The following is a 23,437-nucleotide window of genomic DNA, read 5'->3' as shown; positions in this document are numbered from 1 at the left end:
GGTCAGGCCTTCACCCGTTCCGCCCTGGGGTCATACATCGGCCGGAGCGACGCCTCGGCGCGCACCCGCGTGCCCATCACGTCGATCTCATAGGTCGAGGCCAGCAGCTCGGCCGCGCTTTCTCCGCGGCAGGGCACATAGCCCATGCCCATCGCGCCGCCCAGATGATGCCCATAGGCACCCGAACTGAGATGGCCCACGATGTCACCGTTCCGGATGATCGGCTCGTTGTGATAGAGCAGCGGTTCGGGGTCGGTCAGGCGGAACTGCAGCAGGCGGCTCCGCAGCCCTTCGTCCTTCTTGCGCAGCACCGCGTCGCGGCCGATGAACTGCGGCTTGTCGGTCTTGACGGCAAAGCCCAGCCCTGCCTCGAGCACGTGATCCTCGGGCGTGATGTCATGGCCGAAATGGCGGAACCCCTTTTCGATCCGGCATGTGTCCATCATGTGCATCCCACACGGCTTCAGCCCCAGATCCTGCCCGGCCTGCCAGAGCGTCTCGAAGGCATGGGCGGCCATGTCGGAAGAGACATAGATCTCCCATCCCAACTCGCCCACATAGGTTACGCGGTGCACTCGGGCGAGGCCCAGTCCCAGCTCGATTTCTTGCGCCGTGCCAAAGGGATTGACCTCGTTCGAAAAATCATTCGGCGAGACGCGCGCCATCAGATCGCGGGCCTTGGGGCCCATCACCGCCAGAACGCCTTCACCCGCGGTCGCGTCGGTGATGGTGACGCGGAGTTCTCCCTGATGCCGCCGCATCCAGGTCTCGTCCGCCAACCGCGCCGCCGCCGGCGTCACCACGAGATACGCGGTTTCCGAAAGGCGCGTGACGGTCACATCCGCCTGGATCCCGCCACGCGCATTCAGGAACTGGGTGTAGACGATCTTGCCCACCGGAACGTCGAACTGCCCGCCGCCGACATGGTTCAGGAATGCGGTCGCATCCGGCCCCTCGACGCGGATCTTGCCAAAGGAGGACATGTCATACATGCCCAGCCCGGTGCGGATCGCGGCATGTTCCGCGGCCACGTTGTCGAAGAAGTTCTGCCGCTTCCAGCTGTAGCGATATTCCGCTTCCTGCCCGGGCCGCGCGAACCAGTTTGCGCGCTCCCAGCCCGCCAGTTCCCCGAACACCGCGCCGCGCGCCTTGAGGTGCTCGTGGAACGGTGTGCGCCGGATGCCGCGCGCTGTGGCCTTCTGCCGATAGGGGAAGTGGTCGGCGTAAAGCAGGCCCAGCGTTTCGCTCGCGCGCTCGGCCAGGTAGCGGCGGTTGCCCTGGAACGGCTGCATCCGCGCGATGTCCACATCGCCGAGGTCAAAGGGCGTCTCGCCATCCTCCATCCATTGCGCCAGTGCCATCCCGGCGCCGCCCGCCGACTGGATGCCGATGGAGTTGAACCCGGCGGCGACCCAGACATTGTCCATCTCGGGCGCCAGACCCAGGTGATAGGCGTCGTCTGGGGTAAAGCTCTCGGGGCCGTTGAAGAACGTGTGGATGCCCGCCTCGGCCAGCATCGGCATCCGGTTGCAGGCGGCCTCGAGGATCGGTTCGAAATGGTCGAAATCCTGCGGAAGCTGGTCGAATTCGAAACTGTCGGGGATGCCCTCCAGGCCCCAGGGTTTCGCCTTTGGCTCGAACGCGCCCAGAAGGAACTTGCCGGCATCTTCCTTGAAATAGGCGCACTCGTCAGGCACCCGCAGCACCGGCATCTGGCTGAGGCCGGCGATGGCCTCGGTGACGATATAGAAATGCTCGCAGGCCTGCAGCGGCACATTGGTGCCGGTCATCCGGCCCACCTCGCGGCCCCACATGCCGGCGCAGTTCACCACCATGTCGCAGGTGATATGGCCCCGGCCGGTGCCGTCATCGGCGATCCAGTCGACGCCGGTGACGCGCCGGCCCTCGCGGGTGGCGCCGGTGACCTTGATGCGTTCGTGGATCGCCGCGCCGCGTTGCCGGGCGCCCTTGGCCAGCGCCAGCGCGATATTGGCGGGGTCGGCCTGTCCGTCGGTGGGCAGCCAGACGCCGCCGGTCACGCCATCGAGGTTGATATGGGGGTATTTCTCCTTGATTTCGGTGGGCGACAGCTCTTCGGCGGGTACCCCGAAGGCCCGCGCCATCGCGGCGCTGCGATACAGTTCCTCCAGCCGCTCGCCGGTCAGCGCCGCCGAGATCGACCCGACCTGCCGCAGGCCCGTGGCCACACCGGTTTCGGCCTCGAGGCCGCGGTAGAGCTCGGCGGAATAGCGCGCCAGCTTGGTCATGTTGGAACTGGCGCGCAGCTGACCGATCAGGCCGGCGGCATGCCAGGTGGTCCCGCTGGTCAGCTGCTTGCGCTCCAGCAGGACGATATCGGTCCAGCCGAGCTTGCTCAGGTGATAGGCGACGGAACATCCGATGACGCCGCCGCCGATGATCACGACACGGGCATTTTCAGGCAGGTCGGGCATGGGTTGCTCCTTTGGTTGGGTTCGGATCGCTGGCGCGATCCGACATGGGCGAGGGGCGCTGCCCCTCGCGCTCCCCGAGGTATTTTCAGCGAGAGGAAAACATGGCGTCAGACAATATGGTGGCCGGCAGTTTGCAGGCGGGTGGCGAGTTCACGGATGTGGGCGGGCCCGATTTCGCAGCAGCCGCCAACGATGGTGGCGCCTTGCGCGACCCAGCCCATGGCGTGGTCGGCATAGGTTCCAGGATCGAGATCGGTGCGCCGTTCAAGCGCGTCGACCGTGGGCGCGTCGGTCAGGAAGCCCTCGGAAATGCGGGTGAATCCGTTGGCATAGGCGCCAAAGGGCTTGCCGAACCCCGCCAGGATCTCGACGGCCGCGGGCACCGCCTCAGGGCGGCAACAGTTGATCAGCAGCGCGTCGGGGCGGAAGTCCTGCAACAGCTGCGCGATGTCGGCGAGCGGTTCGCCGGAGCGCAGGCGCGTGCCGTCTTCGTCCATCACACTCAGCGCCAGCCAGACCGGTTTGCCGCAGCCTCGGGTGCCGGACAACGTGCCTTCGGCCTCCAACAGGGACGACACCGTTTCGATCAGGAAGACATCGACGCGATCCCGCATCAGCGCCACCAGGTCGGCATATTGCCGGGCGGCATCCACCGGATCCGGCTTCAGATCCGGCCGGTAGGAGGCCAGCAGCGGACCCAGCGCGCCGGCCACGCGCCCGCCATGGGTGTCGCGGGCCCGGCCGGCCTGTTCCAGCGCCACCTCCACCAGCTCGGCGAGCCGGTCCTGCAGCCCGACGCGTATCAGGCGCGACCGGTGCAGGGCATAGGTGTTCGTCGTGGCCACGGTGGCGCCGGCGCGGAAATAGTCTGCATGTACCTCGCCCACCAACCCGGGCCGGTCGATCATGACCTGCGTGGACCAGAGCGGCGTCGCACGGTCCTCGGTCCGCCGCACGAGTTCCTGTCCGATTGCGCCGTCCAGAAGGGTAATCGCAGTCATGCCCGCAGCCTTTCGTTCTGCGGATCCCAGAGCGGTTGATCCGGCTGAACTACGGCGCGGTGGCGCGTGCCGTAGATTTCGACCTCCAGCTCGGTGCCCGGTTCGGCCAGATCGCTGCGCACCATGCCCAGCGCGATCGAGGCGCCGACCCGGTAGCCCCAGGCGCCCGAGGTGGTCTCGCCCACGATCTCGCCATCCTTCCAGATGCAGGACATGTAGGGCGCGTCGGCCCCGCCCGCATCGACGATCAGCGTGGCAAACCGTTTCTTCACGCCCTGCTGCCGCTCGGCCAGCAGCGCCGTCTTGCCGGGGAAATCCTGCGGCTTGTCGAGGCGCACGAAACGGTCCAGCCCGCTTTCCAGCAGCGAGTAGTCGGTGGACAGGTCGCCCTTCCACGCGCGATAGCCCTTTTCGATGCGCAGGGAATTCAGCGCCCACATGCCGAAGGGCCTGGCACCTGCGCCGGTCACGGCGTCCCAGATCGCCGGGGCGTCCTCGGCGGCGCAATGCACCTCCCAGCCCAGTTCGCCGGCAAAGGAGACGCGGATCAGTGCGCAGTCAATCCCGGCGACCTTGCCCTCGAAACTGACCGACAACCAGGGCAGGAACAGGTCGTGATTGGTGAGCGGGCCGAGGATCTCTCGCGCCTTGGGGCCGGTGACCAGCAGGCATTCGACGTTGTCGGAATGGTCGCTGATCGTGACGCCCTCGGGCGCCTGACGCCACAGCCATTCGCGGTCGTGCCATTGCGCGGTGGCGGCGGTGATCAGGCCGACATCCTCGTCGGAATGCACCATGACGGACATCTCGGTTGCCACCCGGCCCCGGTGATCGGGGAAATACGCCAGTCCGATCCGCCTTGGCGCGGGCAGGCGCGATGTGGTCAGCCCGTCGACGAAATCCTTCGCCCCCGGCCCCTCGACCTTGAGCCGTGAGAACCCGCTGATCGCCAGGATGCCGCAATGGTCGCGCACCGCCTCGCATTCCGCGCGGATGCGCGGCTCCCACGGACCTGAACGGTCCCAGGTTTGGGTCGCCGCCTCGGAGGTGTCGTCGCCCGGTTGCGCGAACCAGTTGGCGCGTTCCCAGCCGTTATAGGCACCGAAGACCGCACCGGCAGCCTGCAGCCGATCATGCAGCGGCGAGCGGCGCTTGTTGCGCCCCGCGGGCCATTCGTGCCACGGGAAATGCATGGCGTATTCGTGGCCATAGACCTCCATCCCCTTGGCGACGCAGTAGTCATGATCGGTGTAGCCGGTGAACCGGCGGGGATCGCAGGCCCACATATCCCATTCGGTAGCGCCATCGACGATCCATTCGGCCAGAACCTTGCCCGCGCCGCCGCCCTGGGCGATGCCGAAGGTAAAGACGCAAGCCTCGAAGGCGTTGCGGACCCCGGGCATGGGGCCAAGCAGCGGGTTGCCGTCCGGCGCATAGGGGATCGGGCCGTTGATGACGCGACTCACACCGGCGCTGCCCAGAAGCGGCACACGCTCCATCGCGTCGGTGACGATATCCTCGATCCGGTCCAGGTCGTCGGACCAGAGTTGAAAACTGAAATCCTCGGGCATCGGGTCGTCGGGGTCGGCCCAATGGGCGCGGCAATCGGGCTCATAGGGGCCGAGGTTGAAGCCGTGCTTTTCCTGACGTAGGTAATAGGACACGTCCACGTCACGCAGCAGCGGCAGTTTCTTCCCGGTCTTCTTGGTCAACGCCTCGATCTCGGGGATCTCCTCGGACAGCAGGTACTGGTGGCTCATCACCATCATCGGCACCGTGCGCCCGCCATAGGGCTTGAACCATTCGCCGACGCGCTGGGCGTAGTAGCCGGCGGCGTTCACAACGTAGTCGCAGGCGATGTCGCCCTTGTCGGTACGCACCGTCCAGGTCCCGTCATCATGCTGGGTGACACCGGTGGCCGGGGTGAAGCGCAGGATGCGCGCGCCCATATCCCGCGCGCCCTTGGCCAGAGCCTGGGTCAACTGCGCTGGGTCGATATCGCCATCGTTGGGATCATAGAGCGACCCGGCGAGGTCGTGGGTTTCCAGGAATGGGTAATGCTCCTTTGTTTCCTCGGGCGTCAGGATCTCCATGTCGACGCCCAGGTAACGGCCCATGGCGGCGGCGCGCTGGAACTCCTGCATCCGCTCGGCGCTGTGGGCCAGCCGGATCGAGCCGGTGACGTGGTAGTTCATCGGATAGTCGACCTCGTCCGCCAACCGCGAATAGAGGTCGGTCGAGTAGCGTTGCATGTTCATGATCGCCCAGGAGGTCGAGAAGGTGGGCACGTTGCCCGCCGCGTGCCAGGTCGACCCGGCGGTCAGTTCGTTCTTTTCCAGCAGCACGCAATCGCTCCAACCCTTCTTGGCCAGATGATAAAGCGACGAGACACCCACCACGCCGCCGCCGATGATGACCACGCGTGCCTTGTTCGGAAAATCGGCCATGCAAACCTCCTGTCAGCTTTGCGGCACTCCGTCCGCGATGTCGTAATAGTCGCCCTTGTCGGCGGTGAAGATATGCTTTTGCAGCCGCAGGCGGTCGGCCCGGAATTTCACGGCGGCGCACCGGCAGGATCCCGTTGTCATCGTCACCCCCTTGCTTGCGGCAGCGCGCTGCTGCCCAACGCCACGCCGTAGATGATGAAACAGCCGGCCATGACCCGGCGCACCCAGGTGTTGAAGACCGCCCCCAGCGCGGCGCGTCCCATCAGGGCACCGATCAGCGTGAAGCCGGTATAGCTGAGCGCGGTGATGGTCAGCGCGGTGGGCAGGATCACGGTCATCTGCTGCCAGATCGGCACCTCGGGCTGCACAAATTGCGAAAAGGCGGCCAGGTAGCCCGCGACGCTCTTGGGGTTGATCGTGGCGATGGCCAGTGCGCTCAGATAGACGTGGCCGGCCGGCCGCTGGGCGGTCGGGACGGGCCGCGCGGCGTTGCGCCAGCCACGGATCCCCAGCCAGATCAGGACACCCGCCCCGGCCAGCCTGACGACCAGGAAGGCGGCGGGCGAGGCGGTGATCAGGGCGGTGACACCCAGCGCCGACAGCAGCAGGAACGCGGTGGCCTGGGTCAGGATCGCCAGGACGCCCAGCATGGCGCGCGAAAACGGCAGCGACATGCCGTTCGAGATGCAGTTGACCGCGTTCGGGCCGGGGGTGGTCACGAAGACCGCCCAGAACGCGGCGAAGATGATCCAGGCCTCGGCGCTCATCAATATACCGGTGGGGCGATGACCCAGACGGCCACCGCCGGCTCGTCATAGGGGTTGGCCCAGTGATGGGGTTCGTTGCGGATGCGGAAGCTGTCGCCGGGTCCGACCGTGAAGCTGCGCGCGCCGATCCGCAGGTCCAGCTGGCCTGAGATCATGTACCCCACCTCCTGCGTCGGGCGGTGGGTCTCTTCCGGCAGGGCCGCGCCGGGCCGAAAGGTCGAGTGGACGACCTCGAAATCGTCGGTCAGGTCGGGCGAAAGCAGCTCTTCGATCAAGCCTTCCTCGCCCGAACCCATCTGGCGGCGACTGCCGGCGCGAACGACATAGCCTTGTTCGCCGGCGGGCGTGGCGTGATGCGAAAACAGGATCGACATCGGCGCGCCCAGCGCCTGGGCGATCCGGCGCAGGTCGGTGATCGACGGCTCGGACAGGTCGCGCTCGACCTGGCTGATCCAGCCGACCGAGCGCCCGGTGCGCGCCGCGATCTCGGCCAGCGTCAGGCCCCGCGCCTTGCGCAGCGCCCGGATATCCGCCCCGAGCGTCGCGGGTTGTGGCGTGTGATCGGTCATTGCGGACATCCGGTCGTGAAAAACAGCATTGAATTTTCACGATGCGCGGGGTTCGTGAAAATTTCAAGAAAAATTTCACTGGCTGCCGATCCAGAGCGCGGGTATCACCGCAGGCATGTGGCTTGGCATCTACTACCTCTGGGGCATCAATGCGCTGACCGTCGGCCTGATGGGCTGGGACAAGCTGGTGGCGCGCCGCCGGCGGCGACGGGTGCCGGAACGGTGGCTGCTGCGCCTGTCGCTGCTGGGCGGCAGCCCCGGAACCCTGCTGTCTCGGTGGATCTTTCGGCACAAGCGGCGCAAGCAGCCCTTTGTCCGGTGGCTCTGGGCCATCGCGGCGGCGCAGGCGGCGCTGCTTTTGCTAGCGGCCGAATACCTCTGACAGGATCGCGTCCAGACGCTCGGCATCGGTCGGAGTGAAGGCATCGGGCCGGTCGCTGTCAATGTCGAAAACGGCGACGACCTGGCCCGAGGCGTCGCGGACGGGCAGCACCAGTTCCGACCGGGTCGATGCGGCGCAGGCGATGTGATCGTCGAACGCCTCGACGTCAGGCACCAGCTGGATCTCGCCGCTGCGCGCCGCCGCACCGCAGACGCCGCGGTCGAACGGAATGACAAGGCAGCCGTGCCCGCCCTGGTAGGGACCGATCTTGAGCAGGCCGGGCGCGACGACCCGGTAGAAACCGGTCCAGTCGAACCGGTCGTCGGAATGATGCACCTCGCAGGCGACGGTGGCCATCAGGGCCACGCAGTCGGTCTCGCCGTGGGTAAGCGCGGCGATGGTCTTGGCCAGCGTGTCGTAATCGACGGTCATTGTGTCTTTCCCGTCCTGCCGGTGAGAGGGGGCCGGATGCCCCCTCAGTGCCGAGCGCCGCGATGCTCGGTTCAGATCCGCTCGATGGCAATGGCGGTGCCTTCGCCGCCGCCGATGCAGATCGCGGCGACGCCGCGCTTCAGCCCGCGCTTTTCCAGCGCGTTGAGCAGGGTGACGATGATCCGCGCGCCGGATGCGCCGATCGGGTGGCCCAAGGCACAGGCGCCACCGTTCACGTTCACCTTGTCACGGGGCAGGCCCATCTCGTGCATGAAGGCCATCGGCACGACGGCGAAGGCTTCGTTCACCTCCCACAGGTCCACGTCATCCTTGCTCCAGCCGATGCGCTGGAGGAGCTTTTGCGCAGCCGGCACCGGCGCCGTCGTGAAAAGGCCCGGGGCCTGGGCGTGGCTGGCATGGCCGACGATGCGGGCCCGGACCGACAGGCCCTGTGACTCCGCCGCATCCGCCGAGGCCAGCACCAGCGCCGCCGCGCCATCGGAGATCGACGAGGAATTCGCGGCGGTTACGGTTCCACCCTGGCGGAAGGCGGGCTTGAGCGTCGGGATCTTGTCGGGCCGCGCGGTTCCCGGCTGCTCGTCGGCCCCGGTGACGATCTCGCCCTTGCGGGTCTGGACCGTGACCGGGGCGATCTCGTCTTCGAAGGCACCGTTCTCTTGCGCGGCCAGGGCGTTCGACAGCGATTGCAGCGCATAGTCGTCCTGCGCCTCGCGGGTGAACTGGAAGGCCTCGGCGCAATCCTCGGCGAATGTGCCCATCAGCCGGCCCTTGTCATAGGCATCCTCGAGCCCGTCGAGAAACATGTGGTCGATCACCTGCCCATGCCCGATCCGCGCACCGCTGCGCATCTTGGGCAAGAGGTAGGGCGCGTTGCTCATGCTCTCCATGCCGCCGGCGATCATGGTGGCGGCATGGCCCAGGGCGATCTGGTCGAAGGCCATCATTGCCGCTTTCATGCCCGAGCCGCACATCTTGTTGAGCGTGGTGGCCGGCACCTCCTCGCCCAGCCCGGCGGAGAATCCGGCCTGCCGGGCGGGCGCCTGGCCCTGTCCTGCGGGTAGAACACAGCCCATGAGAACCTCGTCGACGGTTTCGGCGCCGGCCCCGGCCAGGGCGGCGCGGATGGCGGTGCCGCCCAGGTCGGCGGCGCTCACCGTATCGAACGCACCCTGAAACCCGCCCATCGGCGTGCGGGCGGCGCCCGCGATAACGACTTCTTTCATGCCTACCTCCTGAGGATTCGGTCCCTGCATACAGAATGGTAAGAATTGGCGTCTAGCCTCTCCGGCAAGAATTGCACCAAGCAGGAGCATGAGATGAGCTTGACCAGCACTGTGCAAGGCGATGCGCAGATCATCACTGTCGAAGCCGAACGGATCGACGCGGCGATGGCCATCCAGTTCAAGGAGGACATGCGCACCGAAACCGCATCGGGGCCGAAACGCGTGATTCTGGACCTGACGCGGGTGGATTTCATCGATTCCAGCGGGCTGGGTGCGATCGTCGCCGCGATGAAGCAGCTGGATCCCGGCCGGCGGCTGGATCTGGCCGGGCCGCGGCCGATGGTGGCCAAGGTCTTCCGACTCACCCGAATGGACACCGTCTTCGACCTCTACGCCTCGCTGGACGAGGCGCTGGCGGCCGGGTCGGCCTGACCGCGCCCTCGCTCACGTGGGCGCAGACACGCAAACGGCCGGGCTGGCGCTGCGGTTTCGCGCCACGGGGATCGCGGCCCGCCGGGCGAATTGCGCCCTGGGCAGCTGGCTGTCCGAGGCCGGGCTGCCCGACGATCGGTCCGAGGATATCCGGATCGCGGTTGCAGAGGCGGTGAACAACATCGTGGAACATGCCTATCTGGGTCTTGCCCCCGGCTGGATCCGGCTCACCGGTCGCAAGACCGCCCGGAGGGTCGAGATTTGCATCTCTGACAGTGGCACGCCACTGCCGGTCGGTCCTGAGACCGAAGGGCATCCGGTGGATCCGCATGCGCTGAAGCGGACCTTGCCGGAAGGGGGGTTCGGCTGGATCCTGATCCGCAAATTGACCAACCGGGTCCATTACAGGCGCGGGGCGGGCCGCAACCTGCTCACGCTCCACTTCGATTTGTCCACGGCGTCCCAGGGGCTCTGAAAGTGCTGTTCTGCTGCGCCATTCAGCCCAGGCGCAAGCCCGGTCGCGCCGTCACAACATTGCCGCAATTGCTCCGCACTCGCGCCCCAAACCGGGGTGATAAAGGTCTTGTAGCTGCAAAGGCTTCCCTCGACGTCGCGCTGCATAGCCCCCACCCAGGGCGCGACGTCGAGGATTTACCCCCCTACATTCCAAGATTGAAATCTCCGGACGGGCGCCTATCGTGGCGTCAAAAAGGAGACATTTGCATGCGGGATTTCCATCTTCCCGGCCGGTCCGAGGTCCTTGCCGCCGAAGGGATGTGCGCCACGTCGCACCCTCTGGCGGCGCAGGTGGCCGTGGACATTCTCAAACGCGGCGGCAACGCGATGGATGCGGCGATCTCGGCGGCTGTGCTGCTGGGCATCTGCGAGCCGCAGATGACGGGCATCGGCGGCGATTGCTTCGTTCTCTACACGCGCGCCGGGAGCGACGAGATCCGGGCCTTGAACGGATCCGGCCGGGCGCCGGCGGCGGCGAATCCTGACAGGTTGCGGGCCCGTGGGCTGAACAGGGTGCCAGATCACGAGCCGGATGCGGTGACAATGCCCGGCGCAATCGAAGCCTTCTGTCACCTCTCCGAGACCGAAGGCGTTCTGGGACTCGACGCACTGTTGCAGCCGGCGATCCACTATGCCGAACAGGGTGTGCCGGTGGCGCCGCGCGTGGCCTTCGACTGGGCGCGGGATGCGGGGCACCTGCAGGGCGCCGCGCGGGATTTCTACCTCATGGACGGGGCGCCGCCGCATGTCGGGCAGGTCTTTCGCGCGCCGGCCCAGGCCGAGGTGCTGCGCCGCATCGCCCGCAACGGGCGCGACGGGTTCTATTCCGGCGAGGTGGCCGAGGACATGCTGGCCGCGCTCTCCGCGCTGGGCGGAGTGCATGAGGCCGCGGATTTCGCCAATGTGTCCTGCCTGCCGACCGAGCCGATCGCCGGGGCCTACAAGGATGTCGAACTGGTCGAGCATCCTCCGAACGGGCAGGGCGCCACCGCGATCCTGCTGCTGAACATCCTGGCACGGTTCGACATCGCCGCAATGGACCCGCTGGGCCCGCAACGGGCGCATGTCGAGGCCGAGGCCACCAAACTGGCCTATGACGCGCGCAACCGCTTCATCGCCGACCCGGATCATGCCGCGCGAACCGAGCACATGCTGTCGCAGGAGGTTGCGGACCGGCTGGCCGCCCTGATCGACCCGGCCCAGGCGATGCCCGACGCCGCGCCGCTGACCGAGGCGGTGCACAAGGACACCGTCTATGTCACCGTGGTCGATCGGGACCGGATGGCGGTCTCGCTGATCTATTCGATCTTTCGCGGCTTCGGATCGGGGATCGCATCGCCGGAGTTCGGGATCCTCATGCAGAACCGGGGCAGCGGCTTCACCCTCGAGCCCGGCCATCCCAACGAGCTGGGGGGCGGCAAGCGGCCGATGCACACGATTATCCCGGGCATGCTGCGCGAAAACGCGCGTGTCACCATGCCGTTCGGCGTGATGGGCGGGGCGTATCAGCCGGCAGGTCATGCGCGTCTGGTCACCAACCTGGTCGATTACGGCATGGGGTTGCAGCAGGCGATGGATGCGCCCCGGTGCTTTGCCGATGCCGGTGTGCTGCGGGTCGAGCGCGGCTATCCCGATGCCGTGCGGCAGGAGCTGCAGGCTCTCGGACACAAAGTGGTCGTGCCCGAGCCGCCGCTGGGCGGTTCGCAGGCGATCCGGATCCGCGAGGACGGCGTGCTGGAGGCGGCCAGCGATCCGCGCAAGGACGGCTGCGCGCTGGGCTACTGACCGGCGGGCCGGATCAGTTCATGTGGAAATGCAGGGGATAGGAGCCGTCGGTCAGCGGGCCGAACATCTCGGGAATATCGGGATGGTCCACCGGTTCGCCGGAATAATCCGCGACAAGGTTCTGCTCGGACACATAGGCGACGTAGAAGCTCTGATCGTTTTCGGCCAGTAGGTGATAGAACGGCTGATCCTTGACCGGCCGGCTGTCCTCGGGGATGGCCTGATACCATTCCTCGGTGTTGGAAAACTCGGGATCCACATCGAACACCACGCCGCGGAACGGATGTTTCTTGTGACGAACGATTTGTCCCAAATGATATTTGGCGCGCAACTTCAACATAAACTAGCCCCTAATCCTTTGTTAATACCTTTGAAAAGCCCTTCTTGTCCATTATTTGTCCGGAATTTCGGGGAAACAGTCTGTGAGCGGCGGCGTAACAGTGCCCTCGCAGCGCGGCCACGCAACCCCCGGTCGGCATCCTTTTCCGGCGAGAATCCGCTCACAGTTGTGATTTAATCCCGGGGCCGGATGCGTTACACTGGCAAAAAAAGCGAGAGGCAGATGAGCAGATCTCTTTGCGTGCTGATGCTGGCACTGATCCTGGTGTCGTGCAGCGGCGGGTCCCGGACCCCGCCGCGCAACCTTGACGACGCCTGCAGCATCGCCCGTGAGCGTCCGGAATACATGAAGGCGTTCCGCCAGACGGAGCGGAAATGGGGCGTGCCGGTGCATGTGCAGATGGCGACGATATACCAGGAAAGCCGCTATCGTTCCGATGCGCGCACCCCGCACCGCTATGCCCTGGGCGTGATTCCGATGGGCCGCCAAAGCAGCGCCTTCGGCTACAGCCAGGCGCTGGACGGCACGTGGGAGGAATACCAGAAGGAAACCCGGAGCCGGCGGTCCAAACGCAACCGGATGCGCGACGCGTCGGACTTCATGGGCTGGTACATGACCAAGAGCAACAGGCGCAACGGCATCCCGCTGTATGACACGCGCAACCAGTACCTAGCCTATCACGAGGGCCATGCCGGGTTCGCGCGCGGCAGCTACAACCAGAAAAGCTGGCTGTTGCGGGTGGCCGACGACGTGGCCTCGCGCGGCGAGATGTACCGGCTGCAACTGATGGCTTGCGGCATGGGCTGACCCGCCGCGCGCGGGTCTAGCGCGTGTCGCTTCCGCGTCGGCGCAGGGTGAACAGCTGGCGGTCCAGTGTCTGACCGGTGTTCAGCGCGCCCAGGATCACAGTGGTCCGGGTGCCGGCGTCGTCGTGAACCACCCATTTGCGCAGCTCGACGGGATTGTCGGTGAACATCAGGTCGATGCGCCCACGCTCGGGGTTCTCGGGATCCTGGGCGGTGACCACGGTTGCGGTGCCGTCAAAGCCGTGCCCGACCACCATGTTGGCCCGGCCCAGATCGACGCGGCGCGCCAGGATGATCGACAGAGGCGTCTTTCGCAGCGGATATTGCTCAGGCGGCTGGTTCGACTTCTGGTCGTCGATCTTGACCGTGCCGGCCGTCACCACCACCAGCGCGCTTTCCGGCGGGTCATATTCGAACCGCATCTTGCCGGGGCGCTGGATCCACAGCTTGCCGGTGCTCAGCGATCCGTCATCGTTGACCTGGGTAAACGAGGTCTCCACGGTCTTGAGCTGGTTGAGATAGGCCGAGACCTCCGACAGGGACAGTTTCTCGGCGGCCCATGCGGGCAGGGCGCCTAAGGTCAGCGCGAGGGCGAAGGCAATCTGTTTCATGACATTCCAGATAGGTGCTCCGCCCTCGATTTGAACGGTGCTATTGCTGCTCGGGCACAAGAATCTCGCGTTTGCCCACGTGGTTCGCGGCCGAGACGATACCCTCTTCCTCCATCTGCTCAACCAGCCGTGCGGCCTTGTTGTAGCCGATGGCGAGTTTCCGCTGAATGTAGGAGGTCGAGCATTTGCGGTCCTTGATCGCGATCGCGACGGCAGTGTCATAGAGCGCGTCCTCGCCGTCGGTGTTGCCGCCGGTGTTCAGGCCCAGCACCGCGTCGATGTTGTCGGCCTTGTCGTCATCCGGGCCTTCCAGCACGGTGCCAACGTATTCCGGCGGACCAAAGGCCTTGAGGTGGTTGACGACCTCCTCGACCTCCTCGTCGCTGACGAAGGGGCCGTGGCAGCGGGTGATCTTGGCGCCGCCGGCCATGTAGAGCATGTCGCCCATGCCCAGCAGCTGCTCGGCGCCCATTTCGCCCAGGATCGTGCGGCTGTCGACCTTGGACGTGACCTGGAAACTGATCCGGGTCGGGAAGTTGGCCTTGATCGTGCCGGTGATCACGTCGACCGAGGGGCGCTGCGTGGCCATGATCAGGTGGATGCCGCTGGCCCGCGCCATCTGCGCAAGTCGCTGGATGCAGGCCTCGATCTCCTTGCCCGCGACCATCATCAGGTCGGCCATCTCGTCGACGATCACCACAATATAGGGCAGGGCCTCGGGGGCGAATTCCTCGGTCTCGAACACCGGTTCGCCGGTGTCGTCGTCGAACCCGGTCTGCACGGTGCGGCTGAACATCTCGCCCTTGGCCAGCGCTTCTTTCACGCGGCCGTTGAAGCCCTCGATGTTGCGCACGCCCATCTTGGACATCTTGCGATAACGGTCCTCCATCTCGCCCACCACCCATTTCAGGGCGACGACGGCCTTCTTGGGATCGGTCACGACGGGCGACAGCAGGTGCGGGATGCCGTCATAGACGCTGAGTTCCAGCATCTTGGGGTCGATCATGATCAGGCGGCATTCCTCGGGCGTCAGCTTGTAGAGCAGCGACAGGATCATCGTGTTGATCGCCACCGACTTGCCCGAGCCCGTGGTCCCCGCGATCAGCAGGTGGGGCATCTTGGCCAGGTTCGCGACAACCGAGTCGCCGCCGATATTCTTGCCCAGCGCCAGCGGGAGGCTCATGTTGCTGTCGCCGAAATCGCGGCTGGCCAGAATCTCGCGCAGGACCACCTTTTCGCGGTTGTCATTGGGCAGTTCGATGCCGATCACACTGCGGCCCGGCACGGTCGAGACCCGTGCCGACAGCGCCGCCATCGAGCGGGCGATGTCATCGGCCAGGCCGATCACGCGGCTGGCCTTGAGGCCCGGCGCCGGTTCCAGTTCGTACATGGTGACAACGGGGCCGGGGCGGACGCTGACGATCTCGCCCTTGACGCCATAGTCGTCCAGCACGTTCTCCAGCATACGCGCGTTCTCTTCCAGCGCCTCGTCGCTCAGGTGGTGGCGTTCGATGATCTCGGGATTGGTCAGCAGGCTGAGCGGCGGCAGTTCGAAGGCGCTTGCGCTGTCGTCGAAGGCCAGCGCCGGCTGGGCCTCGGCCCTGGCGCGGCGCGAGGGCTGCGGCGGCTTGCGCACGGGCTGTTCGACCACGGGTTTGCGCGGCTCGGCCACCGGGATCTGCGCTGCTGCCGGGGCCGCCGGCTCGTCCAGCGGCAGCGGCTCGGGGGCAGGATCGGGCGCGGCCGCGCCGGTCACCGGCGGTTCGGGCGGCAAGGCAGCCCGGCCTGCGGTCAAGGGCGGTTCCGGCGGCAGGCCAGGCGGCGTGGCGTTCAGGACCAGCGGATCGGGTCCGCGCCCGCGCCCCTTGGTCAGCGGACGGTCGGGATCGGGCTCCGGCGGGTGCCCCTCTGCCTGTTTGCGCAGGCGCACGGCGTCATGGATCTTGGCCATGATCCGGTCGCCGCCCGGCATTTCGGGCACATCGGCCACCGGTTCGGGGTCGATGAGTTCGGGCTCGGGCATCCGGTCGGGACGGCGGATCAGGCCGGGCACGCGGGCCAGCAGGCCGGTTCTGGCCTCGGTCGGGGCCAGCATCGGCTCGGGCGCCTCGACCAGCGGTTCGGTCATCTCGTCCCAACCGGCGGGGTCGGCTGCGGCAAGGCGCTCGGCCTCGCGGCGCTCGGCGCGCAGGGCCTGGCGCTGGCGGGCGGCGTGCAGGGTCGCGGAGGCCCCGCGCCCCACTAGGGTCATCAGGCCGCCATAGGCCATGATGATGCCGACCATCACATAGCGCAGGCCGCGCTTGACCTCGGCCTGGGTGAAGCCCAGCACGAAGCTGCCCATCATCACCATGCCAAGCGCCATGACCAGCGACATCAGCTTAACCATCAGGTGCGAGCCGATCGGCAGCAGCGTTAGCAGCGCGCCCATCACCGTGTCGCCGAACAGGCCGCCAAGCCCGAAGCTGTGTGTCTCGCGCCATTCGGCGTCCGGCACCAGCGTGGCGGCATAGATCGCCACGACGGCGATCCAGATCGGGGCAAAGATCACCCGTCCCAGGGCGCGGTCCTCGCCCTTGTGCAGCGCGAAACGCAGCCCCCAGGCGATCAGCACCAGCGCGATGGCCCAGCTGCCCCAGCCGACGATCATGAACAGCGGCGCGGCAATGGACGCGCCGAGGCGGCCGGTCCAGTTCTGCACCGGGGCGTCGGTCGAGACCATCCAGTTTGGATCGTCCGGCGTGTAGGATCCGATCATCGCCGCCGCCAGAAGGCCCAGCGCGATCAGCCCGATACCCAGAAGCTCCTTGCCCCGTTTCTCGATCGCTGCCTGCATGTTGCTGTCCAGCAGCGGATCACGGCTGCGCGTGTGATATGATGCCATGCCTACCCTCGTACCTCATTCATAAACACAGTCGCGGATCATGGTGAGCCCGCGCCGCAGTTCTGTTTTTGGGGCCACCATCGCGACCCTTATGTATCTCTCGCCCGGATTCTGGCCCGCGGGGCCTTGCGCCAGATAGGCGCCGGGCAGCACTCGCACCCCCGTCTCGCGCCACAGTTTCGCCGCGGCCGCTTCGCCGTCATCGACGGGCAGCCACAGGAAAAAGCCCGCCTCGGGCGGAGTGTATCCGCGAAGGCCGCCCAGGATCTCGTCGGCCAACCGGTATTTCTCGTGGTAGAGCGCGCGGTTCTCGGCCACATGCGCCTCGTCCGTCCACGCCCGCGCGGCGGCCGCCTGCAGCGGTCCGGGCAGCGGCGCCCCGGAATAGGCCCGCAGCTGCTTGATCCGGCGAATTGCGTCAACGCCCCCGGCCACGAATCCCGACCGCAGCCCGGCCAGGTTCGACCGTTTCGACAGCGAGTTGAACAGCAGGACGCGCTCGGGGTCGGCATCCATGTCGCGCGCGGCGCTCAGCACGCCCGTGGGCGCGGTGTCGCGATAGATCTCGGAATAGCACTCGTCAGCCAAGATGCGGAAATCGTGACGCTCGGCCAGGCCGATCAGCCGCGTCCAGTAGTCATCGGAGGCGACGGCGCCCTGCGGGTTGGCGGGCGAGCAGACATAGGCCAGCGCGGTGCGGTTCAGGATGTCGGCCGGCAGCGCGGAATAGTCGGGCAGATGCCCTGTTTCGGCCGTGGCCGAAACGAAATACGGCTCGGCTCCGACCGACAGGCCGGCAACCATGTAGACCTGATAGAACGGGTTCGGGCACAGAACGACGGGTCGCCCGCCGCCCTTGGTCTCGGGGCACAGCGCCATCGCGGCGTTGTAAAGCCCCTCGCGCGTGCCGTTCAGGGCCATCACGTTCCGGTCCGGGTCCATGTCGACCCCATGGCGCCGGCCGATCCAGGCGGTGACGGCGCCCAGCAGTTCGGGTGTTCCGTTGTTCGGCGGATAGCCCCGGAACCCCGCGGCATTCGCGGCGATCACGTCCGCGACCCAGGGGGGAAAATCATGTTTGGGTTCCCCGATGGACATGTCCACAACCTCACCCCCCGGCTCGAGCGGGTCGAGCAGGGCGCGCAGGCGCGAAAACGTATAGTCCGGTAGGTTCGAGAACCGCTCGGGGAAATTCATCACTACTGCCTCGGTTACGGGATCGTTCCGTCCCGTTTGATGCCAAGGTACAGATGCCCCGCCACCCCGTCCAGACAAAGTGGTGCCGGAACAGGGGATTGTGGCATTCAGGTCAAGGCCGCCTCGGCCGCCGCGCCCAGGCGCAGCAGGGCCTCTTCGGTGTCCGGCGGCGCCATGAAGGAGATGCCGCAGCTGGGCGTTCCGCTGGGCAGGGTCAGCGCCGTCAGCCCCATCAGGTTTCCGATCCGCGTGTTGCGCAGCGTCAACAGGTTTTCGGTCACGTAATAGTCATCATCGCTCATCAGGCGTTCGCGGTTCGGCGGCAGGTTGGGCGAGGACGGGACGAGAACCGCGTCATACCCGGCCACCGCCGAATCCCATCCCGCCCGGCAGGCGTCCAGCCTGGCCCAGGCGGCGACGTATTCGGGCCCGGAGAAGGCCTTGCCACCGCGGAAGCGTTCAAGGATCGGGGCGAACATGGCGTCGGGCCGGGCCTCGATCACCTCGCGCCAGAGCCCGTAGGCCTCGGTTGTATACAGGATCGCGGACAGGTCCATCGCGTCGCGCAGGGCCGGCACCTCGATATGCACGATCTCGGCCCCCGCCTTGGCCAACTTGTCCAGGGCGTCGGAATAGGCCGCGCCGGGCGTGTCGCGCAGGTCGTCCATCGCCACGGTCTGCAACGCGGCCAGGCGCCGGCCCTTCAGGCTGGCGCCGCGCAGGTCGGCGGGCTTGCCGCCGTCGAGCAAGGCCAGCATCTGCGCGGCATCCTCGACCGACCGGGCCAGCGGGCCCACGGTGTCGAACTTCAGGCAGAGCGGCACGATGCCCTCCAGGCTGATCCGACCCGAGGTGGTCTTGAGCCCGACCAGATCGTTCCACGCCGCGGGGATCCGGACGGACCCGCCCGTATCCGAGCCGATGGCGCCGGCGGCCAGCCCGTGTGCAACCGACGCCGCCGCCCCCGAGGAGGACCCGCCGGGCACCGCTTCGGCATCGTTGATGCAGGGCGGCGTTTCGGTAATCGGATTGAGGCCCAGCCCCGAGAAGGCCAGTTCGCTCAGATGCGTCTTGCCCAGGCAGACCGCACCCAGCGCGGTCGCGTTGGCAAGTGCCACCGCATCGCGGTCCGGCACACGCCCGCTCAGCAACGCCGATCCGCCTTCGGTCGCGATGCCGGCGCTGTCCACGTTGTCCTTCCAGCTGATCGGCACGCCGTCCAGCAGCGACCGGCGCAGGCCCAGCCCGGCCCGCTTGCGCGCGGTATGGGCCTCGGCCAGGGCGCGCTGGGGCGTGGTGCGGGCATAGATCCGGTCGCGGTCGCCATGGTCCGCGATGGCGTCGAGATAGCATTGGGTGAGGTCGACAGGGTCGATCCGGCCATCCGCAATGCCGCGTCCCAGATCGCTTGCGGTCATGGTCAGCCAGTCGCTCATGTCGTCCTCCTTGCAATTGGCCGGACGGTAGCGACAGGACCGCACATGGACAATCCCGAAAGCCGGGGCATATTGCGTGTCATGAACGACGCATCCCGGATCCTGATCGTGGGCGGCGGGCTGAACGGCCCGGCCCTGGCGCTGGCACTGGCCCAGGGCGGGCATGAGGTGACCGTCATCGATGCGCTGCCGGAGGCGCAGCGGGAGACCGACGATTTCGACGGCCGCGCCTATGCGCTGGCCCTGGCCTCGCAACGGCTGTTGCAGGCGGTCGGTGTCTGGGACCGGGTGAGCGACCAGGCCCAGCCGATGCTGGACATCAAGGTGACGGACGGCCATGCCGGTGCCGGGCCGTCACCCTTCTTCATGCATTTCGACCATGCCGAGATCGAGGAAGGCCCGATGGGTTACATGGTCGAGGACCGCCACCTGCGCCGCGCCTTCCTGGCCGCGATGCGCGAGGCGCCCGGCATCAGGACGTTGGGCGGCGCGAAGGTGGTCGCGCAAGAGGCACATCCGGGCGGCGTGTCCGTGACGCTGGACGACGGGACGGTGCTGGACGGGCGGCTGCTGGTCGGCTGCGACGGCCGACGCAGCGGAACCGCGACGCGGGCCGGGATCAAGCGCACCGGCTGGGAGTACGGGCAGACCGCCCTGGTCTGCGCGATCGAGCACGACAAGCCGCATCATGGCGTGGCGCACCAGTTCTTCATGCCGCCGGGGCCGCTGGCGATCCTGCCGCTGACCGGTAACCGCAGTTCCATCGTCTGGAGCGAGCGGACCGAGATGGCCGCGCGGATCCACGCGATGCCGGAGCCTGACTATCTCGAAGTTCTGCGCCCGCGATTCGGCGATTTCCTCGGCCGGATCGGGCTGGCGGGGGGGCGGTATGCCTATCCCCTGAACCTGACGCTGGCCAACAGCTTCGCGGGCGAACGGCTGGCCCTGGTGGGCGATGCCGCGCATGGCATGCACCCGATCGCGGGGCAGGGGCTGAATGCCGGATTGCGCGACGTGGCCGCGCTGGCCGAGGTGGTGACGCTGGCTGCGCGCCGGGGCGAGGATATCGGTGCGCCCGATGTGCTGGCGCGCTATCAGCAGTGGCGGCGGTTCGACACGACCGCGCTGGTGCTGGCGACGGATGCGTTCAACCGGCTGTTTTCGAATGACAATCCGGTCCTGAGGCTGGGCCGGGATATCGGCATGGGCGTCCTGGGCGCCTTGCCGTCGCTGCGCCGTGGGTTCGTGCGCGAGGCGGCGGGGTTGACCGGCGACCTGCCCGTGCTCCTGCAGGGCCGGCCGATCTGAGCCGGGCGCAGGTCAGTCCAGAACCCGGGCCTCGTCGACCAGCATGACCGGGATCCCGTCGCGGATCGGATAGGCCAGGTTGGCCGCGCGCGACACAAGTTCCTGGCGGTCGGCGTCATAGCTCAGCGTACCGTGGGACTGCGGGCAGATCAGCGCCTCGAGCATCCGGCGGTCGAATTTCGGGTCCTGGTCGGTCATTGCAATGTCTCTTCGTTGTTGCCGCCGCGCAGGGCGAACTCGATCAGTGTGACCAGCGTTTCCCGTCGTGTCGCCAGGCAGGGTGCCTCGAGCAGAGCCTGCTTGTCCTCGGGGTCGAAGTCCAAGAGCATCGATAGCGAGTTGATGAGCAGTTCGTCATCCGCCTCGGTCAGGGTGTCCCAGTCGGTGGACAATTGCTGCGCGGCGAAAAAACGCTTGAGCAGACCCAGGAACCGGCCGCGGTCAAACCCGGTATCCTGTTCGCCGCGCCCCAGGTCGCGTTCGAAGCCCGACCAGGAGACCTCGCAGCGGCGATAGGGGGTGAAGCCCTCGATCTCGGTCCGGATCCGGAACCGCGACATCCCGCTCAGCGTGATCATGTAGCGGCCATCCTCGGTTTCCGAGAATTGCGTGACCCGGCCGGCGCAGCCGATGGCGTGCAGCCGCTTTGCCGATCCGTCGCGTCCGGCATCGGGCTGCACCATGCCGATCAGCCGCTGCGGCGTCTTGAGCGTATCGTCCAGCATTTGCAGGTAGCGCGGCTCGAATATGTGCAGCGGCAGCCGCGACCGGGGCAGAAGAAGGGCCCCGGGCAACGGGAAGACCGGCAGCATGTCCGGCAGGTCTGCGGGTTTCATCATCCCTTCAAGTCTAGCCCTGATATGCGATCAGGCAAATATCATCGAACTCAGCTTGCGCCGGCCGTTCAGGACGACCGGATCGTTTGGCTTGAGCGCGTCGAAGATCTTGAAGAGCTGTGCCTTGGCGGCCTCGTCATTCCACTCCCGGTCGCGGCGGAACAAGTCCAGAAGCTGGTCCACCGCCTCGTCGACCCGGCCGGCCGCGTGCAGGGCCAGCGCCAGGTCGAACCGGGCCTGGTGGTTGTCCGGGTCGGCCTCGACGGCCGCCTGCAGGTCCGAGACCGGACCGGCATCGGCGGCCTGGCGCGCCAGTTCCAGCTGGGCATGGGCGGCCTCAAGCTCGGCACTCTTGGAGATTTCCACCGGGGCGCCGTTCAGGATCGCCTCGGCCTTGTCCAGATCGTCCATCGCGATGTGCGCCCGGACCAGCCCGCCATAGGCGGCCGCGTGGTTCGGATCCTCGCCCAGGATCGCGGCAAAGGTCTGCGCGGCGTCGACAGCGGCGCCCTGGCTCAGCATCTCTTCGGCGGCCTCCACCGCGTCGCCCAACTGGTCGCCTCCACCGGCCTCACCGCCGGCGGCCGCGACCACGCGGTTGACGAATTCCTTGATCTCGGATCCGGGCAGCGCGCCCTGAAAACCGTCGACCGGCTGGCCCTGCCAGAAGGCATAGACCGTGGGAATCGACTGGATCCGCAATTGGCCGGCAATGGCCTGTGCCTCGTCGACATTGATCTTGACCATCTTCACCGCGCCCCTGGCGGCGGTGACCGCTTCCTCCAGAAGCGGGCCCAGGGTCTTGCACGGGCCGCACCAGGGTGCCCAGAAATCGACGATTACCGGCACCTGCTGGCTGGTCTCGACCACGTCAGCCATAAAGGTGGCCTCGGACCCGTCCTTGATCAGATCACCCGCGGGGGCGGCACCAGCACCGTTCAGAATTTCCATGTCAGTCTCTCTCCGGTTCGAATTCGCCCCTTATATGAAACCTGCGGCGCCGGAAACCAAGGGGGTCTGGCAACTGGCCGCCTTATGGCGTCAGAGGTCGAAGGTCGCAAAGACGGGCGCGTGGTCGCTGGGTTTCTCCCAGCCGCGCGCATCGCGCAGGATGCGGCTGGAATGGCCGGCATTGGCGATGTCGGGCGTGGCCCAGACATGGTCGAGCCGCCGGCCCTTGTCGGCGGCGTCCCAGTCGCGGGCGCGGTAGGACCACCAGCTGTAGAGCTGCCCGTCAGGGATGTCCTTGCGGGTGATGTCGACCCAGCCGCCGGCATCCTGGGTCTCGGCCAGTTGCGCGACCTCGACGGGAGTGTGCGAGACGACCTTGAGCAATTGCTTGTGCGACCACACGTCGTCTTCGCGTGGGGCGATGTTCAGATCCCCGACCAGGATGGACTTGCGCGGCGCCTCGGTGTGAAACCAGTCGCGCATTTCGGTCAGGTAGTCGAGCTTCTGCCCGAACTTCTCGTTCACCTCGCGGTCAGGAACATCCCCGCCGGCAGGCACGTAGAAGTTGTGGATGACCACGCCGTTCTCCAGCCGGGCGGCGATGTGGCGGGCATGGCCGAGGCCCGCGAAATCGCGGTCGCCCACATCCTCGATGGGCAGCTTCGACAGCATCGCCACGCCGTTATATCCCTTTTGCCCGCGGGCCACGATATGCGGATAACCGAGCGCGGCGAACCCTTCGGTCGGGATCTTTTCGACCGGTGACTTGCATTCCTGAAGGCACAGGATGTCGGGCGCCTCTTCGCGCAGCAGCTTCTGCACGATGGGTTCGCGCAACCGGACCGAGTTGATGTTCCAGGTGGCAAGGGTAAAGGGCATGCGTCCGAGGCCTTCTTGATCCGAGGTCGCCGCAACCTAGCCCGCACCGGTGCCGGATGCCATGCGCAAACGCGCAAAAAAAAAGGCCGGGCACGAGGCCCGGCCAGTCCAACAGGGAGGTAGAAGTTATACCGTATGGTAGTAACCTCTTCGATCAATTT

The 23,437-nt window shown here is 66.7% G+C and carries 23 protein-coding genes; 6 read left to right on the top strand and 17 right to left on the bottom strand.

Annotated elements, in window-relative coordinates; genetic code table 11:
* Positions 1–2 precede the first annotated feature (2 nt).
* The 6 genes from BMX57_RS07870 to BMX57_RS07850 all read right to left on the bottom strand — a co-directional run bounded on the left by BMX57_RS07870 (position 3) and on the right by BMX57_RS07850 (position 7,237).
* The gene (locus tag BMX57_RS07870) at positions 3–2,453 is read right to left on the bottom strand and encodes a GcvT family protein (RefSeq protein ID WP_092364744.1); all 2,451 of its coding nucleotides are present in this window, start codon (positions 2,451–2,453) and stop codon (positions 3–5) included.
* A gap of 107 nt (positions 2,454–2,560) precedes the next feature.
* A complete protein-coding gene (locus BMX57_RS07865; RefSeq protein WP_092364741.1) occupies positions 2,561–3,454 on the bottom strand; it encodes a homocysteine S-methyltransferase family protein in 894 nt (297 codons plus the stop codon).
* Positions 3,451–5,901 (bottom strand): GcvT family protein, encoded by a 2,451-nt coding sequence (locus BMX57_RS07860; RefSeq protein WP_092364738.1) that lies wholly within the window; start codon positions 5,899–5,901, stop codon positions 3,451–3,453. Before BMX57_RS07860 ends, BMX57_RS07865 begins: the two co-directional genes overlap by 4 nt.
* A gap of 12 nt (positions 5,902–5,913) precedes the next feature.
* On the bottom strand, positions 5,914–6,042 hold the full coding sequence (locus BMX57_RS21085) for a hypothetical protein (RefSeq protein ID WP_268236000.1): 129 nt from the start codon (positions 6,040–6,042) through the stop codon (positions 5,914–5,916).
* Between the two features lie 2 nt (positions 6,043–6,044).
* Positions 6,045–6,668 carry a LysE family translocator gene (locus tag BMX57_RS07855; protein WP_092364735.1) on the bottom strand — a complete coding sequence of 208 codons (624 nt, stop codon included), beginning with the start codon at positions 6,666–6,668 and terminating at the stop codon, positions 6,045–6,047.
* The gene (locus BMX57_RS07850; protein WP_092364732.1) at positions 6,668–7,237 is read right to left on the bottom strand and encodes a helix-turn-helix domain-containing protein; all 570 of its coding nucleotides are present in this window, start codon (positions 7,235–7,237) and stop codon (positions 6,668–6,670) included. Before BMX57_RS07850 ends, BMX57_RS07855 begins: the two co-directional genes overlap by 1 nt.
* 115 nt (positions 7,238–7,352) lie before the next feature.
* Here BMX57_RS07850 and BMX57_RS07845 point away from each other — a divergent pair, with 115 nt between their 5' ends.
* Positions 7,353–7,619, top strand: coding sequence for a DUF1294 domain-containing protein (locus BMX57_RS07845; RefSeq protein ID WP_092364729.1), 267 nt, complete (start codon positions 7,353–7,355; stop codon positions 7,617–7,619).
* On the opposite strand, the gene BMX57_RS07840 is transcribed toward BMX57_RS07845, so the two are convergent.
* Together BMX57_RS07840 and BMX57_RS07835 are read right to left on the bottom strand one after the other, a co-directional pair.
* The gene (locus tag BMX57_RS07840; RefSeq protein WP_092364727.1) at positions 7,599–8,051 is read right to left on the bottom strand and encodes a GAF domain-containing protein; all 453 of its coding nucleotides are present in this window, start codon (positions 8,049–8,051) and stop codon (positions 7,599–7,601) included. The genes BMX57_RS07845 and BMX57_RS07840 overlap by 21 nt on opposite strands.
* A 71-nt stretch (positions 8,052–8,122) precedes the next feature.
* On the bottom strand, positions 8,123–9,295 hold the full coding sequence (locus BMX57_RS07835) for a thiolase family protein (RefSeq protein WP_092364724.1): 1,173 nt from the start codon (positions 9,293–9,295) through the stop codon (positions 8,123–8,125).
* Between the two features lie 93 nt (positions 9,296–9,388).
* Here BMX57_RS07835 and BMX57_RS07830 point away from each other — a divergent pair, with 93 nt between their 5' ends.
* The 3 genes from BMX57_RS07830 (at position 9,389) to BMX57_RS07820 (ending at position 12,028) form a co-directional block, all read left to right on the top strand.
* Positions 9,389–9,727: an STAS domain-containing protein gene (locus BMX57_RS07830; protein ID WP_092364721.1), complete on the top strand. Its 339-nt coding sequence runs from the start codon at positions 9,389–9,391 to the stop codon at positions 9,725–9,727.
* 16 nt (positions 9,728–9,743) lie between these two features.
* Positions 9,744–10,202 (top strand): ATP-binding protein, encoded by a 459-nt coding sequence (locus tag BMX57_RS07825; RefSeq protein WP_177175415.1) that lies wholly within the window; start codon positions 9,744–9,746, stop codon positions 10,200–10,202.
* Between the two features lie 248 nt (positions 10,203–10,450).
* Positions 10,451–12,028, top strand: coding sequence for a gamma-glutamyltransferase family protein (locus BMX57_RS07820; RefSeq protein WP_092364715.1), 1,578 nt, complete (start codon positions 10,451–10,453; stop codon positions 12,026–12,028).
* Positions 12,029–12,041: 13 nt separating this feature from the next.
* On the opposite strand, the gene hspQ is transcribed toward BMX57_RS07820, so the two are convergent.
* Complete coding sequence (gene hspQ / locus BMX57_RS07815) at positions 12,042–12,368, bottom strand: heat shock protein HspQ (protein WP_092364712.1); 327 nt, start codon at positions 12,366–12,368, stop codon at positions 12,042–12,044.
* 222 nt (positions 12,369–12,590) lie between these two features.
* Between hspQ and BMX57_RS07810 the strand changes: the two genes are divergently transcribed.
* Positions 12,591–13,175, top strand: coding sequence for a transglycosylase SLT domain-containing protein (locus BMX57_RS07810; protein WP_092364709.1), 585 nt, complete (start codon positions 12,591–12,593; stop codon positions 13,173–13,175).
* Between the two features lie 16 nt (positions 13,176–13,191).
* On the opposite strand, the gene BMX57_RS07805 is transcribed toward BMX57_RS07810, so the two are convergent.
* The 4 genes from BMX57_RS07805 to BMX57_RS07790 all read right to left on the bottom strand — a co-directional run bounded on the left by BMX57_RS07805 (position 13,192) and on the right by BMX57_RS07790 (position 19,302).
* Positions 13,192–13,785, bottom strand: coding sequence for a LolA family protein (locus BMX57_RS07805; RefSeq protein ID WP_092364706.1), 594 nt, complete (start codon positions 13,783–13,785; stop codon positions 13,192–13,194).
* A gap of 40 nt (positions 13,786–13,825) precedes the next feature.
* On the bottom strand, positions 13,826–16,669 hold the full coding sequence (locus BMX57_RS07800) for a DNA translocase FtsK (RefSeq protein WP_092364703.1): 2,844 nt from the start codon (positions 16,667–16,669) through the stop codon (positions 13,826–13,828).
* Positions 16,670–16,684: 15 nt separating this feature from the next.
* Positions 16,685–17,866 carry an aminotransferase class I/II-fold pyridoxal phosphate-dependent enzyme gene (locus BMX57_RS07795; protein WP_092364700.1) on the bottom strand — a complete coding sequence of 394 codons (1,182 nt, stop codon included), beginning with the start codon at positions 17,864–17,866 and terminating at the stop codon, positions 16,685–16,687.
* Positions 17,867–17,973: 107 nt separating this feature from the next.
* Positions 17,974–19,302, bottom strand: a complete 1,329-nt coding sequence (locus tag BMX57_RS07790) for an amidase (protein ID WP_092364697.1) — start codon at positions 19,300–19,302, stop codon at positions 17,974–17,976.
* Positions 19,303–19,347: 45 nt separating this feature from the next.
* Here BMX57_RS07790 and BMX57_RS07785 point away from each other — a divergent pair, with 45 nt between their 5' ends.
* Positions 19,348–20,610: an FAD-dependent monooxygenase gene (locus tag BMX57_RS07785; RefSeq protein WP_229724213.1), complete on the top strand. Its 1,263-nt coding sequence runs from the start codon at positions 19,348–19,350 to the stop codon at positions 20,608–20,610.
* Between the two features lie 12 nt (positions 20,611–20,622).
* Here the strand turns inward: BMX57_RS07785 and BMX57_RS07780 are convergent, their stop codons facing one another.
* From BMX57_RS07780 to BMX57_RS07765, 4 genes are all read right to left on the bottom strand, one after another.
* Positions 20,623–20,808: a Trm112 family protein gene (locus BMX57_RS07780; protein WP_092364694.1), complete on the bottom strand. Its 186-nt coding sequence runs from the start codon at positions 20,806–20,808 to the stop codon at positions 20,623–20,625.
* Positions 20,805–21,449: an LON peptidase substrate-binding domain-containing protein gene (locus BMX57_RS07775; protein WP_092364691.1), complete on the bottom strand. Its 645-nt coding sequence runs from the start codon at positions 21,447–21,449 to the stop codon at positions 20,805–20,807. The genes BMX57_RS07780 and BMX57_RS07775 overlap by 4 nt, the downstream gene beginning before the upstream one ends.
* A gap of 27 nt (positions 21,450–21,476) precedes the next feature.
* Entirely contained in the window at positions 21,477–22,397 is a 921-nt protein-coding gene (gene trxA, locus BMX57_RS07770; RefSeq protein ID WP_092364688.1) for a thioredoxin, read from the bottom strand.
* 90 nt (positions 22,398–22,487) lie between these two features.
* The gene (locus tag BMX57_RS07765; protein ID WP_092364685.1) at positions 22,488–23,276 is read right to left on the bottom strand and encodes an exodeoxyribonuclease III; all 789 of its coding nucleotides are present in this window, start codon (positions 23,274–23,276) and stop codon (positions 22,488–22,490) included.
* Positions 23,277–23,437 lie beyond the last annotated feature (161 nt).

The organism is Cribrihabitans marinus, assembly GCF_900109035.1.
GTDB classification, from domain to species: Bacteria; Pseudomonadota; Alphaproteobacteria; order Rhodobacterales; family Rhodobacteraceae; genus Cribrihabitans; species Cribrihabitans marinus.
Note: the sequence above shows the minus strand (reverse complement) of the source record. Positions and strands in the feature narration are given on the sequence as shown.